Source organism: Kitasatospora sp. NPDC093806 (assembly GCF_040683335.1).
GTDB lineage: Bacteria > Actinomycetota > Actinomycetes > Streptomycetales > Streptomycetaceae > Kitasatospora.
The window spans coordinates 1-13992 of the sequence record NZ_JBFBDO010000014.1; the positions used below are offsets into that span (position 1 = coordinate 1).

A 13992-nucleotide genomic window follows, 5' to 3' on the forward strand; every position below is an offset into this window, starting at 1 on the left:
CGGCCCCGCGCCGACCCGCGACCGCCGCTCGGCGTGCGGGCCGGGGGCCGGTCCGCGACGCTGGGCCGCAGGGGCCCCGCCCCGGCCGGGCCCGGCACACCGTCGCACCCCGGCCCGCCCGCGCAGGAGGACGCGCGATGGTCGATCTCGAACAGCTCGTCACGGAGCAGGCCGCCCGGGCCGCCGAGAGCCCGCACGGCCGCAGCGCCCACCTGGTGCTGCACGACGGCGTCCTGCGGCAGACCGTGATCGCGCTGACCGCGGGCACCTCGCTCGACGAGCACAACGCGCCGGCCGCCGCCAGCCTCCAGGTGCTCCGCGGCCGGGTCTCGCTCACCATCGCCGGACGGCACGAGGAACTGTCGGCGGGCCAGTTGCAGCCCGTCCCGCAGGAGCGGCACGGGCTGCTCGCGCACGTCGACTCGGTGGTGCTGCTGACCGCGGTCACCACCTGAGCGGCGGGCTCCGGCCCGGCGTCAGTCAGCCGGCCCGTGCCAGGCCGGGTCGCCCTTCGGCTTCAGCACCGAGGCGCCGACCAGCTCCAGGCCGCGCAGGAAGTCCCGCCCGGTGGGGGCCAGTTCGGGCGCGGCCATCCACTGCCCGGCCATCCCCAGCAACAGCGCCTGGTAGAAGATGCCGCGGGACAGCTCCTCCTCGGTGTCCGGCACCTCGGGCAACCCCTGGAACAGGGCGGACAGCCCGAGCCGCCCGTGCTTCTGCACGTCGGCGAGCGCCGCCCGCAGCTCCGGCATCTTCTCCACCTGGACCATCGCCTCGAACTGCGCGGCCCAGAGGCCGCGGTGCTCGGCGATGGTCTCCCGTACGCCGTCCCAGACCGCGACGAACCGCTCCGCCGGATCGTCCGACGCCGCGTCGGCCCGGGCCACCACCTCGCCCACGACCGCCCCCCACTCCCCGGTCGCCTCGATCAGCGCCGCGTTGAGCAGCGCCTCCTTGGAACCGAAGTGGTAGCCGATGGCCGCCAGGCTGACCCCGGAGGCGGTGGCGATGTCCCGGGCGGTGGTGCGCCCGTAGCCCTTCTCAAGCAGACAGCGCTTGGCGCCGGCCATGAGGTCCTCACGATTTCCCATGCCCCGATGCTACGTCCGATCAAGACGAATGTCTTGCACGCACGTCTCGCACGATCGATTGAGACGAACGTACTAGACAAGCGTCTGACACGCCCGTACTGTCTTCCCCATGACCGCAACCACCGGCCGCGCCGGCCGCCGCGAATGGATCGGCCTGGCCGTCCTCCTGCTCCCGACCCTCGTCCTCGCCATGGACATGGGCGTGCTCTTCTTCGCCGTCCCCTACATCTCCACCACGCTGGCGCCGAGCGGCACCGAACAGCTGTGGATCATGGACATGTACTCGTTCCTGCTCGCCGGACTGCTCATCACCATGGGCTCGCTGGGCGACCGGATCGGCCGCCGCCGGCTGCTGATGCTCGGCGCCGCCGGGTTCATCGGCGCCTCGCTGTTCGCCGCCCAGGCGGACAGCGCCGGTGAGCTGATCGCCGCCCGCGCCCTGCTGGGCGCCGCCGGGGCCACCGTGATGCCCTCGACCCTCGCGCTGATCCGCACGCTGTTCCACGACGCCAAGCAGCGCCAGATCGCCCTCGGCGCCTGGGGCGGCGTCCTCACCGCCGGCGCCACCCTCGGCCCGGTCGCCGGCGGACTGCTGCTCGACCACTTCTGGTGGGGGTCGGCCTTCCTGCCCGCCGTCCCGGTGATGGTCCTGGTCCTGCTCGCCGCCCCGGTCCTGCTCCCCGAGTACCGCTCTCCGCGGCGCGGCGGCTTCGACCTGCTCGGCGCCGTCCTCTCGCTGGCCGCGATCCTGCCGCTGGTCTACGGCGTCAAGACGCTCGCCGTCGACGGCTGGAGCCTCCTGCCCGCCCTCGCCGTCCCGACCGGCCTCGCCTTCGCCTTCGCCTTCTACCGGCGCCAGCGCACCGCCGCCGACCCGCTGCTCGACCTGGACCTGTTCCGGATCCGCGCGTTCAGCGGGGCGATCAGCGTCAACACCGTGGCGATGTTCGCGATGATGGGCTTCGCCCTCTTCACCTCGCAGTACCTGCAGCTGGTCAAGGGCATGAGCCCGCTCACCGCCTCGCTCTGGTCGCTCGTCCCCAGCGTGGGCGTCGGCGCGTCGGTCGGCCTGAGCTCGGCACTGGCCGGGAAGGTCCGCCCGGCGGTGCTGATGGCCGGCGGCTTCCTGATCGGCGCGACCGGCTTCGCGATGATGACCCTGGTCGGCGCGGACTCCCCGCTGGCGCTCATCCTCACTGCGGCGGGCGTGCTGGCCGCCGGCACCGTCGGCACCATGACCCTCACCGCCGAGATGGTCGTCTCCGCCGCCCCCGTCGAACGGGCCGGCGCCGCCTCCGCCACCTCGGAGACCGCCGTCGAGCTCGGCAGCTCCCTCGGCATCGCGCTGCTCGGCGCGGCCGGCGCGGCGGTCTACCGCTCCCGGCTGGACGGCGCCCTCCCGGCGGGCCTGGACGGCGAGGCCGCCCACGCCGCCCAGGACACCCTCGGCGGCGCGGTCACCGTCGCCGCCCAGCTGCCCGCCCGACTCGGCACCGACCTCCTCGACACCGCCCGCACCGCCTTTGTGCAGGGCCTGCATGTCGCCGCCGTGGTCGGCCTGCTCTGCGCGGCCGGCGCCGCCCTCCTCGCCTACCGCCTGCTCCGCCACCTCCCGGCCACCCCGGCCCCGACGCCGGCCCCGGAAGCGGTCCCGACGGCCGCCTGAGCCGACCCCCCACCCGATCCCCCACCGCGCGTCATCGCAGCCCCCGCCCCCACCCGGGCCGGGGGCTGCCGCGTTCTCCGCGCCCGGGGACTACCCGCGCCGGCCGTCGAGCCGGGTCAGCCGCCGGTACTCCGCGATGCCGACCACCGTGGCCGACCGCTTGCCGGGGCCGCTCCGGGGTTATCCGGGTGCGGGGAGGGGGGTGGGGGTGGCAGGGTGCCGGGATGACCAACGACGGGAAGCACGGGCGGGTGCGGGCCAGTTACGACGCGGTCGCGGAGGAGTACCGGGAGCGGATCGGGGGCGAGCTCGCGTACAAGGTGGTGGACCGGGCGCTGCTGGGGGTGGTGGTCGAGGAGGCCGGCGGCGGGGTGGTGGCGGACCTCGGGTGCGGGCCGGGGCACGTCGCCGGATGGCTGGCGGAGCGCGGGGCGACGGCGGTCGGGGTGGACCTGTCGCCCGCCATGGTCGCGGTGGCCCGGCGGGACCACCCCGGGGTGGAGTTCCGGGTCGGGGACCTGCTGGGGCTGCCCGCCGCGGACGGCGAGTTCGCCGCGGCGGTGGCGCTCTACTCGGTGATCCACCTCGAACCGGAGGAGCTGCGGCCCGCCTTCGCGGAGATCCGGCGGGTGCTGCGGCCGTCCGGGGTGCTGCTGGTGGCGTTCCACCTGGGCACCGAGGTGCGGCGGCTGGACGAGTGGTGGGGGCACCCGGTGGACGTGGACTTCCACTTCCTGGAGGTCGGGGCGGTGGCCGGACTGCTGGCCGAGGCCGGGTTCACCGTGACGGCCCGGCTGGAGCGCGGCCCGTACCCGGAGGAGGCGGAGACCCGCCGCGGCTATCTGATCGCCCGCCGGGACTGACCACCCGGCCGACCCCGCCACCAACGGCGCGAGCGACGGCGGGATCCGGCCATTCCGTGGACGCACGACCGGCCGGTTCCAACCCCCCGGACCGGCCGTCCGCCAACGGCCCTCCGGCGGCGGGCACCTTCGTCCGTCCCCGCAACATCTGGTTTTTGACCAGCGTTTCCCGACCGGTGTATACGTTCGCCGTCATGGGCAGGCATACTGGCCGGGTCGGGCGGTTTGCCCAACTGTGACGTGTGACTCTAGACGAGAAAGGACCGGTGGCCAGGGATGCTGCGTAACGGTCTTGAGCCTTGGCACGTGCTCGTGGTGCTGGCTGTCGTGATCCTGCTGTTCGGGTCGAAGAAGCTGCCGGAGATGGCCCGCGGCCTCGGCAAGTCGATGCGGATCCTCAAGGCGGAGACGAAGGCGATGCGCGAGGACGACACTCCCGCCGCCGACGCCGCCCAGGGTACGGCGCAGAGCACCGCGCAGAGCGCCGCCGCTCCGGCCCAGCCGGCCGCCGAGCAGGCCCGCCCGGCCGTCAACCCGACCACGGTGACCAAGGCCACCGAGCAGCCGAAGTCCACCACGACCGCCTGAGTCCCGGCGGCCCGCAGTCGGCCGAAGCCCCCGCCCCCGTGGCGGGGGCTTCGTCGTGTCCGGCCCTACTCCAGGGCTACGGCTCGACTGGCCGTCCCTTTTGATCCGTTATCTCCTGGTATGCACCGACCGGAGGAACGGAGTCAGTCATGGCGCCCAACGAGCCGTCCGACCGGGCCGCCGACCAACCCGGCCGCCCCGGCCGCCCCGGAGGGCCCGACGAGCTCGCCGAGCTGCGCGCCCGCCTCAGCGCCGTCGAGGCCCATGAGGCGCAGCTGACGGCCCGCCTGCACGCCCGGGCGCCCCGGCACCACCGGGTCCGCTCCTCCTTCGCCGTCCTGCTGGTGCTGATCGCCTGCGTGCTGACGCCGTTGAGCGTCGCCGCCGTCTGGACCAAGTCCCAGATCACCGACACCGACCGCTACGTCGCCACGATGGCTCCGCTCGCCCGGGACCCGGCCGTCCAGGCGGCGGTCACCGACCGGGTGACCGACGAGGTGATGAAGTACCTGCCGGTCGACTCGCTGCTGGACTCCGTCGCCCCGGACGACCGGCCCCGGCTGAGCGCGCTGCTCGGCGGCATCGGCCAGGCGCTGACCAGCGGGCTCACCGGCTTCGTGCACGGCCAGGTCCAGCGGCTGGTGCGGAGCGACGCGTTCGACACCATCTGGACGGACGTCAACCGGGACGCCCACGCGGCCGTCGAGAAGATGCTGACCGGGCACGGCGGCGGGGCCGTCGAGATCAAGGACGACACCGTCGTACTCGACCTCGCACCGCTGATCGACCGGGTGAAGACCCGGCTGGTGGACGACGGCCTGTCGGTCGCCGCGAAGATCCCCGAGGTGCACACCCAGTACACCCTGGTCCAGTCGGACGCGATCCCCAAGGTCCGCACCGGCTTCCGGCTGCTGGACCTGGCCGGCTTCTGGCTGCCGGTGCTGACGGTGGCCTGCGCGGTCGGCGGCGTGCTGCTGGCGGTCCGCCGGCGCCGGGCCGCCGTCACGGCCGCCCTGGGCATGGCCGGCGGGGCGCTGCTGCTGGGCATCGGGCTGTCCGTGTTCCGCACCGTCTACCTGGACAAGCTGCCGGCCGGGGTGGACCAGGCGGCCGCGCAGGCGGTGTACGACACGCTGGTGCGGTACCTGCGCTCGGCGGTCCGGGTGGTGGTCGCGCTCGGCCTGCTGGTGGCGCTGGGCGCCTGGATCGGCGGCGCCGGGCGGTGGGCCGGGACGGTCCGGGGCATGTGGGGGTCCGGGCTGGGCGCGGTGCGCAACGCCGCCGAGCGGGCCGGCCTGCGGCTCGGGCCGGTCGGCCGCTTCGTGCACCGGTGGAAGGCCTGGCTGGGCTGGGCGGCGGTGGCCGGCGCGGCGCTGGCGTTCCTGCTCTGGAGCTACCCGACCGCGCTGGTGACGCTCTGCCTGGCCCTCGGGCTGGTGGCGGTGCTGGCGGTGCTGGAGTTCCTGGACGAGCCGGGCGGCGGTGCGGGGCACCCGGCGTGACGGGCGACCGGCCGGAGCGGCACCCCGCGCCGTCGGAGCACCCCGCGCCGTCGGACCGCGTCGACCTGCGGGCCTGGGGCCTGCTGCTCGGCTCGTTCGCGCTGCTGATGCTCGGCTACTTCACGCTGCCGCTGCGCGCCCTGGGCGACCACCGGCCGGTGCTGAGCTGGCTGCTCTTCGGCGCGGTGCTGACCGTGCTGACCCTGCTGCTGCTGTCCCGGATCGTCGACAGCATCCGCGGCACCGGCCGGCGGCCAGGGGTCTGGCTGGCCTTCCTGATCTGCCTCTCGCTGACCGTCTTCGCCGCCACCTACTACGTCCTGGCCGACCACCCGGGCGAGTTCGCCGGGCTGGAGACCCGGCTGGACGCGCTGTACTTCACGGTGGTCACCATGGCGACCATCGGCTACGGGGACATCACCCCGGCCGGCCAGGGGCCCCGGCTGGTGGTGATCCTGCAGATCGCCTACAACTTCGTCTTCCTGGCGGCCGCCGCCGGCGCCCTGAACCGGACCGTCCGCAACGGCATGGAGACCCGCGCCCACCGCCACGACCGGGGCTGATCACGCGGGCCGGCCGGCACGCCCGCCACCGGGCCGCCGACTGGCCTGAAGTGTCCACCCGTCCCCTCTGGCCCCGGCTGCCCGCCTGTGGAACGATCGCATGCGCACATCGAACGAGAGTTCACACCGGGGGGTGATTGAGGTGCTCACGACGCTCGGCCTGGACGGCTCCTCGGAGTCGGTCTACCGGGAGATGCTCGCCCGTCCGCAGGACGGCGTCGCCGAACTGGCCCGCAGCCTGTCGATGACCGAGGAGCAGATCCGCGCGGCCCTCGACACGCTGAGCGAGCTGGCCCTGCTCCGCCCCTCCGCCGAACGCGCGGGCGAACTGCGGGCCGTCTCGCCGGACATCGGGATGGAGATCCTGATGGCCCGGCAGCAGGCCGAGCTGGCCGCCCAGCAGCAGCGCGTCGAGGCCTCCCGGGTGGCCGCCGCCCAGCTGATCGCCGACTACGCGGACCTGCGCCCGACGGTCGGCCACCCCGACGTCGAGCACCTCGTCGGCCTGGACGAGATCCGCGACCGGCTGGCCTCCCTCACCCGGGAGCTGCGCACCGAGGCCATGACCTTCGCCCCCGGCGGCGCGCAGCGGCCGCAGGCCATCGAGGCCGCCAAGCCGCTCAACCAGGACCTGCTGGAACGCGGCGTCCGGATGCGCACGGTCTACCTGGACAGCGTCCGCAACAGCGCGCACACCGTCGAGTACGTCACCTGGCTGGCCGGGCTCGGCGGCCAGGTCCGGACCGTGGCCGAACTGCCCACCCGCATGATCATCTTCGACCGCACCACGGCGGTCATCCCGGTCCGCAGCGACGACTCCGCCGCCGGCGCCGTCGTCCTCACCGGCCAGGGCATGCTCACCGCGCTCTGCGCGCTGTTCGAGACCGTCTGGGCCACCGGCCGGCCGCTCGGCGCCGCCACCCCGACCGACGAGCACGGGCTGACGCCGCAGGAGCAGGCCACCCTCACCATGCTCGCCGAGGGGCACACCGACGACGCCATCGCCAAGCGCCTCGGCGTCTCCCCGCGCACCGCCCGCCGGATCGCCACCGACCTCATGGAGCGCCTCGACGCCCGCAGCCGCTTCCAGGCGGGCGTCCGGGCCGCCAAGGCGGGGTGGCTGTAGCGGCCACCCCGCCCCGGGGCCGCGCCGGCGTCAGCGGGTGGCGGCCGGAACCGGGTCGGTGCCGAGCCACCAGTCGGGGTGGGCGGTGCCGTCGGTGGTGCCGCCGTCGGCCCGGACGTAGTGGCGGACGTCGCGGCCCGGCTCGGCCAGCTCGCCGGCCAGGGCGCGCTCCAGCCACTCCGCGCCGAACCGGAACACTTCGGCGGCGACCCCGCCCAGCGGGTGGAACTCATCCTCGTAGACGCGCAGTTCCTTCGGCGCGCGGATCGACTCGTAGTTGGCGATGGCCTGTTCGAGCCGGGTCAGCTCGTCGAACTCGCCGATGCCGACCAGCACCGGGCAGGCGATCCGGCCGACCAGGTCGCCGATCGGGAGGCGGTCGGCGAGCTCGCGGTCGAAGGCGGCCTCGTCCGTGTACCCGGCCATGAACATGAAGTTGCGCTTGAAGCTCGGCTGGGCCCGGCGGAAGATCGTGTCGAAGTCGCCGGTGACGCTCTCGAAGGCGGCCAGCGCGGCCAGCCGGGGCTCGGTGGCGGCCGCCCGCAGGCCCCAGTAGCCGCTCATGCTGATGCCGAACATGCCGATCCGGGCCGGGTCGACCTCCGGCAGCCCGGTCAGGTAGTCGATGTAACGGCCGATCGACCGTTCGAAGTTGGTGAGATCGACGGTCAGGCCCCGGGCCCGCGACTCGCCCTGGCCGGGGCCCTCGACGGAGAGCGCGACCATGCCCCGGGAGGTGTAGTAGCGCTCGGCGGCGTGGATGTAGTCCTCCTTGATCATGTCCATCCCCGGCCCGAGGATGACGGCGGAGGCCTGCTCGACCCGCCCGGACGGCAGGTGCAGCAGGGCGTGGATGTGCTCGCCCTCGAAGTCCAGCACCACCCGGCGGACCCGGTTGCCGCGCAGTTCGCCGAGCCGCGCCACGCAGTGGTTGGCCCGCTCGCGGAACGCCGTCTTGCGCGGGTCGGCCGCGTCGAGGATCGAGTACTGGGCGCGCCCCCACATCACCGCCGCCCGCTGGTAGAGGTCGGCGGCGGTGCGGCCGAAGCCTCCGCGCTCGTGGTGGGCGGCGCGGCGTTCGGCCTGCGCTGCGACGGTGGACCAGGCCTTGGGCAGCATCGCGCCGCTCCGCACCAGGGCGAAGACCTTGTCGAAGTCGGTGTGGTCGTGGCCGAGTTGTTCCATCGTGCCCTTGGCCTGCGGGTGCAGGGCGTCGAAGCCCCCTGTGCGAGGGCGATGTCGAGGACCCAGCTCTGCCCGTTCGCTCGCATGGTCATGGCGCGCTCCGTTCCGGGGCTTCCGACGCGTCCGCGTCGATTGATAAGTGCTTAATCATTAAGTACTTACATATATGGGGCTGTCAACCCGCGCCCGCCGGAAGAAGGGCACGAGACGGCCCGGGAAGCGCGCGAGGACGACGGGCGGAGGACGGGGGAAGATCGACCCATGACCGCCGACCCGCACGCCGACCGCACCGCCGCCCTCGACGCGCTCGCCCGCGCCGCGTACAGCCTCAGCGCCGCCGACTCCCGGCTGCGCGGCCGCGCCACCCGCAGCCCCCAGGCCCTCTCGCTGACCCACGCCCGCGCCCTGCGCGTCCTCGCCGACGAGGGGCCGCTCACCGTCAGCCGGCTCGCGGCCGGCACCGAGACCACCCCGGCGGCGGCGACCCAGCTGGTCAACGGCCTGGTCGACGCGGGCTACGTCACCCGCGAACGGACCGCCGACGACCGCCGCTCGGTGCTCGTCACCCTCACCCCGGCCGGCCGGGAACGCCACCTCCAGCGCCAACAGGCCCTCTACGCCGAGCTGGGCGCCCTGGTCGCCGACCTGGACGAGGCAACCGTCGAGGCCGTCACCGGAGTCCTGCGCGGGCTCGCCGGGATCTACGACGAGCTGTAACGGGCCGGGGGCAGGGCCGAGGCCGCGGCCGCGCGGCGGCTACTGGCCCGGCTCCGGGGGTGGGGCGGGGCGGCGGCGCAGGGACATGCCGAGCAGGAAGACCGCCGACAGCACCGCCGCCACCCGCAGCACCCCGGGCGCGGCGTTCCAGACCGCCTGGGTGGCCTGCTCGCCCGGCTGCAGCCCGGTGCCCCAGCGGCCCTGGGCGCGGCCCCAGAACCAGAGCGAACTGCCGGTGATCGTCATCATCGGGATCCCGAAGACCGCCAACTTGCGGGTGAAGTCGGTGAGATGGCGGGACAGGTAGGCGAGCGCCCAGCCGACCAGCATCGCGATCAGCTGGCCGGTGACGGTGCCGCCGATCAGCACGGCGGCGGCGAGCAGCAGCAACGGCGCGGGGCGGCGGCGACCGGCCGGCGCACCGGCCTTGGCCGGCTTCGCGGCGGCGTCGGCGGCGGCCCGGGCGGCCTCGGCCGCCTTGGCCGCCCTGGCCTTCCGCCCCCTGGCCTTCTTCTTCCCCTCCGGCGGGGCGACGGGCGGCCCGTCCGCCCCGTCCTTCGCGTCCGCCGCTGCCGCCGCGCCCTCCGCAGGCTCCGCCGCATCGTCAGGAGCGTTCCGCTGCCCGGGGATCGGCACATTGGACGTGACCGCGCCGTCCCCGAAGTCGATCGTCACGTAGTCCCAGACGCCCGTGCTCACCGCGCGGTACGCCGGGGGCAGCGCCTCCGGGTCCTGGGGAGCGTCCTCGACCGGCACCGTCGACCACGGCGAGGCCCCGTCACCCCCGTCCCGTCCGCCCGGAGCACCGGAGCGCTTCGGCCGCGGCAGGAACCCGGTCGACGAGGAATCCGACGACGACGGGGCGGGCAACGGAGCGGACTGCGGGGCGGACGGCGGAGCAGCGGGGCGCGGCGGTTCCGAGGGGCGCGGCGGCACGGCGGGCGCCGGCTGCTGGGCGTACACGCTGTCCCCGTCGCCACCCCCGCCCGGGCCCGTGGACCCCGAGGTGCCCGGTGGCTCGCTCCAGGGCCCCCGCTTGCGCCACCACTCGCCGTCCGACATCCCCACACACCCCGCCTTGCCCGAGCCGAACCGGACCCGACACGCGTCCGGACGCGGCGCCATCCTCGCCGATCGTGACGGTACCCACCCGCCGCCCCGCCGCGCGAGCCGAACCGCCCCATCGGCACACCCGTCGGAGCCGCCCCGGCAGTGCCCCCGTCAGCCCTCCCGCCGGTGCCCGCCTCAGCCGTCCCCGCCGGGACCCCGACGCCGGGACCCCGCCGCCGAGGCCCTCCCACCCCGCCGCCGCCCGACTAACCTAGGTCGAATGACCACACAGCAGGGCCCCCAACGCCAGGCCAAGTCCGCCGCCGGCCCCCGCACCCTCGCCGAGGAGCTGCGCACCCGGCCCGACGACGACCTCGCCGCCCTGCTCCGGTCCCGCCCCGACCTGCTCAACCCCGTGCCCGGCGACCTCACCCAGCTCGCCGCCCGGCTCTCCTCCCGCGCCTCGGCCCTGCGCGCGCTGGAGCGGCTGGACCGGTTCACCCTGCAGGTCGCCGAGGCGCTCGCCGCGCTCCCCGACGGCGCCACCCCGGCCGCCGTCCGCACCCTGCTCGCCGGGCCGGTCAAGGTCAAACCGCACCCCGCCGCGACCCCGCTGAGCGCCGCCGACCGGTCCGCCGTCGCCGCCGCCCTCCCCCGGGCGCTGGCCACCCTGCGCGACCGCGCGCTGCTCTGGGGCCCCGACAACGGTCTGCGACTGGTCATCGCCGCCCGCGAGGCGCTCGCCCCCACCGCCGCCAACCCCGGCCGCACCGGCCTCGGCCCCACCTTCGCCGAGGCCAGCACCGGCATGTCCCCGGCCCGCCTGCAGCAGCTGCTCGCCTCCGCCGGACAGCCCGCCACCCCCGACCCGGTCACCGCCGTCGCCGCGTTCGGCGCGCTGCTCGCCGACCGGGTCCGCTGCGCCGAACTGCTCGCCACCGCCCCCGAAGCCGCCCTGCGGCTGCTCGACCGGCTGGTCTGGGGCCCGCCCACCGGCACCGTCCCGGACGCCACCCGCCCGGTCACCGCCGAGGACGCGCAGAGCCCGGTCGAATGGCTGCTCGCCCGCGGCCTGCTGCTGCCGACCAGCCCGGGCAGCGTCGTGCTGCCCCGCGAACTCGCCCTGCACCTGCGCGGCGGCCGCTCGCACCGCACCGTCGAACCGGTCCAGCCCGAACCCGGCCCCGCCACCCCGCCGCGCGACCCGAAGGCGGTGGACGGCGCCGCCGCCGGGCAGGCGCACACCGCCGTCCGCACCGTCGAGGAGCTCCTCGACCTCTGGGGCCTCACCCCGCCGCCCACCCTGCGGGCCGGCGGCCTCGGCGTCCGCGACCTCAAGCGCACCGCGCAGGCCCTGGAGACCACCGAGCAGCTCGCCGCCTTCTGGATCGAACTCGCCTACACCGCGGGCCTGCTGGCCCCCGACGGCGAGGCCGACGAACGCTGGGCGCCGACCCCCGGATTCGACGAGTGGCTGCGCCTGGCCACCGCCGACCGCTGGGCCGTCCTCGCCCACGCCTGGCTCACCGCGACCCGGGTCGCCGCCCTCGCCGGCACCGCCGACAGCAAGGGCAAGCCGCGCGCCGTCCTCGGCCCGGAGCTGGACCGCACCCTCGCCCCGGCCGTCCGCCGCGCCGCCCTCGCTCTGCTCGCCGAACTCCCGCCCGGCACCCCGGCCACCGCCGAGGAGCTGCTGCCCACCCTGCGCTGGCAGCGCCCGCTGCGCGGCGGACCGGTCGCCCCCGACGGCCACGACCTGCGCGACCGGATCACCGCCTGGACCCTCGCCGAGGCCGAACTCCTCGGCGTCACCGGCCGCGGCGCCCTCGCCGCCCCCGCCCGCGCGCTGCTCACCGCCGAGGCCGACCCGGCCGCCGTCCTCGCCCCGCTGCTGCCGCAGCCGCTCGACCACGTCATCCTGCAGCCGGACCTCACCGCGATCGCCCCGGGCCCGCTGCTCACCCCGCTCGCCCAGGCGCTCGCGCTCTGCGCCGACATCGAGTCCAAGGGCGGCGCGACCGTCTACCGGTTCACCCCCGGGTCGGTCCGCCGCGCCCTCGACGCCGGCCGCACCGCCGCCGACCTGCGGGCCTTCCTGGAGCAGCACTCCCGCACGCCGGTCCCGCAGCCGCTCGGCTACCTGATCGACGACGTCGCCCGCCGGCACGGCATCCTGCGGGTCGGCGCCGCCTCCTCGTACCTGCGCTGCGACGACCCGGCCCTGCTGGGCGAGGTGCTCGCCGACCGCCGCGCCGCCGACCTGCGGCTGCGGCTGCTCGCCCCCACCGTGCTGGCCGCCCAGGCCGCGCCGGACGTCCTGCTCGCCACCCTGCGCACCATGGGGTACGCGCCGGCCGCCGAGTCCGCCGACGGGGACGTGCTGATCACCCGCCCGGACAGCCACCGCACCCCGCCCCGGACCGCCCCGACGCCGGTCCCGGACGGCCCGCCCACCCCGGACGACACCCTGCTCGCCGCCGCCATCAAGGCGATCCGGGCCGGCGACCGGGCCGCGACCGCCGTCCGCCGCGAGCCGGCCGTCCCTGCCGGGCGCCAACTGCCGCGCACGGCCGCCGCCGAGACCCTCGCCGCCCTGCAGACCGCGGTGCTGCTCGGGGAGCGGATGTGGATCGGCTACCTCAACGCCGAGGGCCTCGCCAGCCAGCGGATCATCGACCCGGTGAAGGTCGAAGGCGGCTTCGTCACCGCCTTCGACCACCACGACGGCGAGCTGCGCACCTTCGCGCTGCACCGGATCACCGGCGTCGCCGAACTCGACGAGTGACGGCCCGCCGCTCCCGGTGACCCCGCCGGGTCAGTGACCCTGCGGCTGGGCCGCCTGCTCGGCCTGCTTCTCCTTCATCGCCTTCTCCGCCATCGCCGCCAGGTCGCCCTGCCCGATCGGCATCCCGGCCCCGCCCCCGGTGGTCAGGTCGGCGAGCAGGAACCCGGGCGCGGCGAGCGGGCCGCCCGGCCCCTCCCCGATGCCCGCGATGGCGTGCGCGGAGGTGGCCGAGGAGGCGGTGGCGGCGAAGGCCGTACCGGCGAGGGCGAGAGCGGTGAGGACGCGCTTCGACTTGTTCATGCCCTGCTCTAACGACCGGCCCCCGCCCCGGTCACCGCCCACCCGTCCGCTCCGTTTGACTCCCCCCGCCCGGCGGCGTACTCCGGAAGCAGGGGGTGACGAAAGGAGTCATCATGCTCGGCGATCTGCTAGGCGAGACCCAGGGTCACGACACCGGCCGACGCGTCCTCGCCGCCGAGGACGGCCACGTCGTCGTCGAGGTCTCGTTCGAGGGCACCGGCAACTACTACGGCACCGCGGTCACCGGCTTCGGCACCTACGATTCCGAACTGGGCGCCGACGGCCTGCTCCACGGCGAGGGCCAGGGCGTCGACATGACGGCCGACGGCCAGACCGTCACCTGGCACGGCATCGGCCTGGGCCACTTCACCGAGGGCGGCGGCACCAGCTGGCGCGGCTCGCTCTTCTTCTCCACCTCCTCGGCCGTCTTCGACCGCCTCAACCACGTCGTCGGCCTCTTCGAGTACGAGGTCAGCGCGGACGGCAAGTCCACCGGCAAGTTCTACGAGTGGAAGTAGCCCTCCGCCCACCCGCCCGGATGCGCGACACTGGAGGG

General features: G+C 75.3%; 14 protein-coding genes. 10 read left to right on the forward strand and 4 right to left on the reverse strand.

Annotated elements, in window-relative coordinates; genetic code table 11:
* The first annotated feature begins 137 nt into the window (after positions 1-137).
* Positions 138-455 (forward strand): cupin, encoded by a 318-nt coding sequence (locus tag AB0N76_RS10520; protein ID WP_363555333.1) that lies wholly within the window; start codon positions 138-140, stop codon positions 453-455.
* 21 nt (positions 456-476) lie between these two features.
* Here the strand turns inward: AB0N76_RS10520 and AB0N76_RS10525 are convergent, their stop codons facing one another.
* Complete coding sequence (locus AB0N76_RS10525; RefSeq protein ID WP_363555335.1) at positions 477-1091, reverse strand: TetR/AcrR family transcriptional regulator; 615 nt, start codon at positions 1089-1091, stop codon at positions 477-479.
* Between the two features lie 109 nt (positions 1092-1200).
* Between AB0N76_RS10525 and AB0N76_RS10530 the strand changes: the two genes are divergently transcribed.
* From AB0N76_RS10530 to AB0N76_RS10555, 6 genes are all read left to right on the forward strand, one after another.
* The gene (locus tag AB0N76_RS10530) at positions 1201-2757 is read left to right on the forward strand and encodes an MFS transporter (RefSeq protein WP_363555337.1); all 1557 of its coding nucleotides are present in this window, start codon (positions 1201-1203) and stop codon (positions 2755-2757) included.
* Between the two features lie 224 nt (positions 2758-2981).
* Positions 2982-3620 carry a methyltransferase domain-containing protein gene (locus tag AB0N76_RS10535; protein WP_363555339.1) on the forward strand — a complete coding sequence of 213 codons (639 nt, stop codon included), beginning with the start codon at positions 2982-2984 and terminating at the stop codon, positions 3618-3620.
* 276 nt (positions 3621-3896) lie between these two features.
* Positions 3897-4208 (forward strand): Sec-independent protein translocase subunit TatA, encoded by a 312-nt coding sequence (gene tatA / locus AB0N76_RS10540; protein ID WP_363555341.1) that lies wholly within the window; start codon positions 3897-3899, stop codon positions 4206-4208.
* 149 nt (positions 4209-4357) lie between these two features.
* Positions 4358-5710 (forward strand): hypothetical protein, encoded by a 1353-nt coding sequence (locus AB0N76_RS10545; protein ID WP_363555342.1) that lies wholly within the window; start codon positions 4358-4360, stop codon positions 5708-5710.
* Positions 5707-6273 (forward strand): potassium channel family protein, encoded by a 567-nt coding sequence (locus tag AB0N76_RS10550; protein ID WP_363555343.1) that lies wholly within the window; start codon positions 5707-5709, stop codon positions 6271-6273. The genes AB0N76_RS10545 and AB0N76_RS10550 overlap by 4 nt, the downstream gene beginning before the upstream one ends.
* 142 nt (positions 6274-6415) lie before the next feature.
* Positions 6416-7399 (forward strand): helix-turn-helix transcriptional regulator, encoded by a 984-nt coding sequence (locus tag AB0N76_RS10555; protein ID WP_363555344.1) that lies wholly within the window; start codon positions 6416-6418, stop codon positions 7397-7399.
* A gap of 30 nt (positions 7400-7429) precedes the next feature.
* Here AB0N76_RS10555 and AB0N76_RS10560 read toward each other — a convergent pair whose 3' ends face one another.
* On the reverse strand, positions 7430-8584 hold the full coding sequence (locus AB0N76_RS10560) for an alpha/beta hydrolase (RefSeq protein ID WP_363555346.1): 1155 nt from the start codon (positions 8582-8584) through the stop codon (positions 7430-7432).
* Positions 8585-8845: 261 nt separating this feature from the next.
* On the opposite strand from AB0N76_RS10560, the gene AB0N76_RS10565 reads away from it, so the two are divergent.
* Positions 8846-9301: a MarR family transcriptional regulator gene (locus AB0N76_RS10565; RefSeq protein ID WP_363555347.1), complete on the forward strand. Its 456-nt coding sequence runs from the start codon at positions 8846-8848 to the stop codon at positions 9299-9301.
* 39 nt (positions 9302-9340) lie between these two features.
* On the opposite strand, the gene AB0N76_RS10570 is transcribed toward AB0N76_RS10565, so the two are convergent.
* Positions 9341-10057, reverse strand: a complete 717-nt coding sequence (locus AB0N76_RS10570) for a hypothetical protein (RefSeq protein WP_363555349.1) — start codon at positions 10055-10057, stop codon at positions 9341-9343.
* 574 nt (positions 10058-10631) lie between these two features.
* On the opposite strand from AB0N76_RS10570, the gene AB0N76_RS10575 reads away from it, so the two are divergent.
* Entirely contained in the window at positions 10632-13136 is a 2505-nt protein-coding gene (locus AB0N76_RS10575; RefSeq protein ID WP_363555351.1) for a helicase-associated domain-containing protein, read from the forward strand.
* 30 nt (positions 13137-13166) lie between these two features.
* Here AB0N76_RS10575 and AB0N76_RS10580 read toward each other — a convergent pair whose 3' ends face one another.
* The gene (locus tag AB0N76_RS10580; RefSeq protein ID WP_363555352.1) at positions 13167-13436 is read right to left on the reverse strand and encodes a hypothetical protein; all 270 of its coding nucleotides are present in this window, start codon (positions 13434-13436) and stop codon (positions 13167-13169) included.
* A 113-nt stretch (positions 13437-13549) separates the two neighbouring features.
* Between AB0N76_RS10580 and AB0N76_RS10585 the strand changes: the two genes are divergently transcribed.
* Positions 13550-13954, forward strand: coding sequence for a hypothetical protein (locus AB0N76_RS10585; protein WP_363555354.1), 405 nt, complete (start codon positions 13550-13552; stop codon positions 13952-13954).
* Positions 13955-13992: the final 38 nt, after the last annotated feature.

Bases quoted from the DNA above. Each gene is read 5' to 3' on its own strand.
- AB0N76_RS10520 (WP_363555333.1), top strand. From the start codon at position 138: ATGGTCGATCTCGAACAGCTCGTCACGGAGCAGGCCGCCCGGGCCGCC.
- AB0N76_RS10525 (WP_363555335.1), bottom strand. From the start codon at position 1,091: ATGGGAAATCGTGAGGACCTCATGGCCGGCGCCAAGCGCTGTCTGCTT.
- AB0N76_RS10530 (WP_363555337.1), top strand. From the start codon at position 1,201: ATGACCGCAACCACCGGCCGCGCCGGCCGCCGCGAATGGATCGGCCTG.
- AB0N76_RS10535 (WP_363555339.1), top strand. From the start codon at position 2,982: ATGACCAACGACGGGAAGCACGGGCGGGTGCGGGCCAGTTACGACGCG.
- tatA (WP_363555341.1), top strand. From the start codon at position 3,897: ATGCTGCGTAACGGTCTTGAGCCTTGGCACGTGCTCGTGGTGCTGGCT.
- AB0N76_RS10545 (WP_363555342.1), top strand. From the start codon at position 4,358: ATGGCGCCCAACGAGCCGTCCGACCGGGCCGCCGACCAACCCGGCCGC.
- AB0N76_RS10560 (WP_363555346.1), bottom strand. From the start codon at position 8,584: ATGGAACAACTCGGCCACGACCACACCGACTTCGACAAGGTCTTCGCC.
- AB0N76_RS10565 (WP_363555347.1), top strand. From the start codon at position 8,846: ATGACCGCCGACCCGCACGCCGACCGCACCGCCGCCCTCGACGCGCTC.
- AB0N76_RS10575 (WP_363555351.1), top strand. From the start codon at position 10,632: ATGACCACACAGCAGGGCCCCCAACGCCAGGCCAAGTCCGCCGCCGGC.
- AB0N76_RS10580 (WP_363555352.1), bottom strand. From the start codon at position 13,436: ATGAACAAGTCGAAGCGCGTCCTCACCGCTCTCGCCCTCGCCGGTACG.
- AB0N76_RS10585 (WP_363555354.1), top strand. From the start codon at position 13,550: ATGCTCGGCGATCTGCTAGGCGAGACCCAGGGTCACGACACCGGCCGA.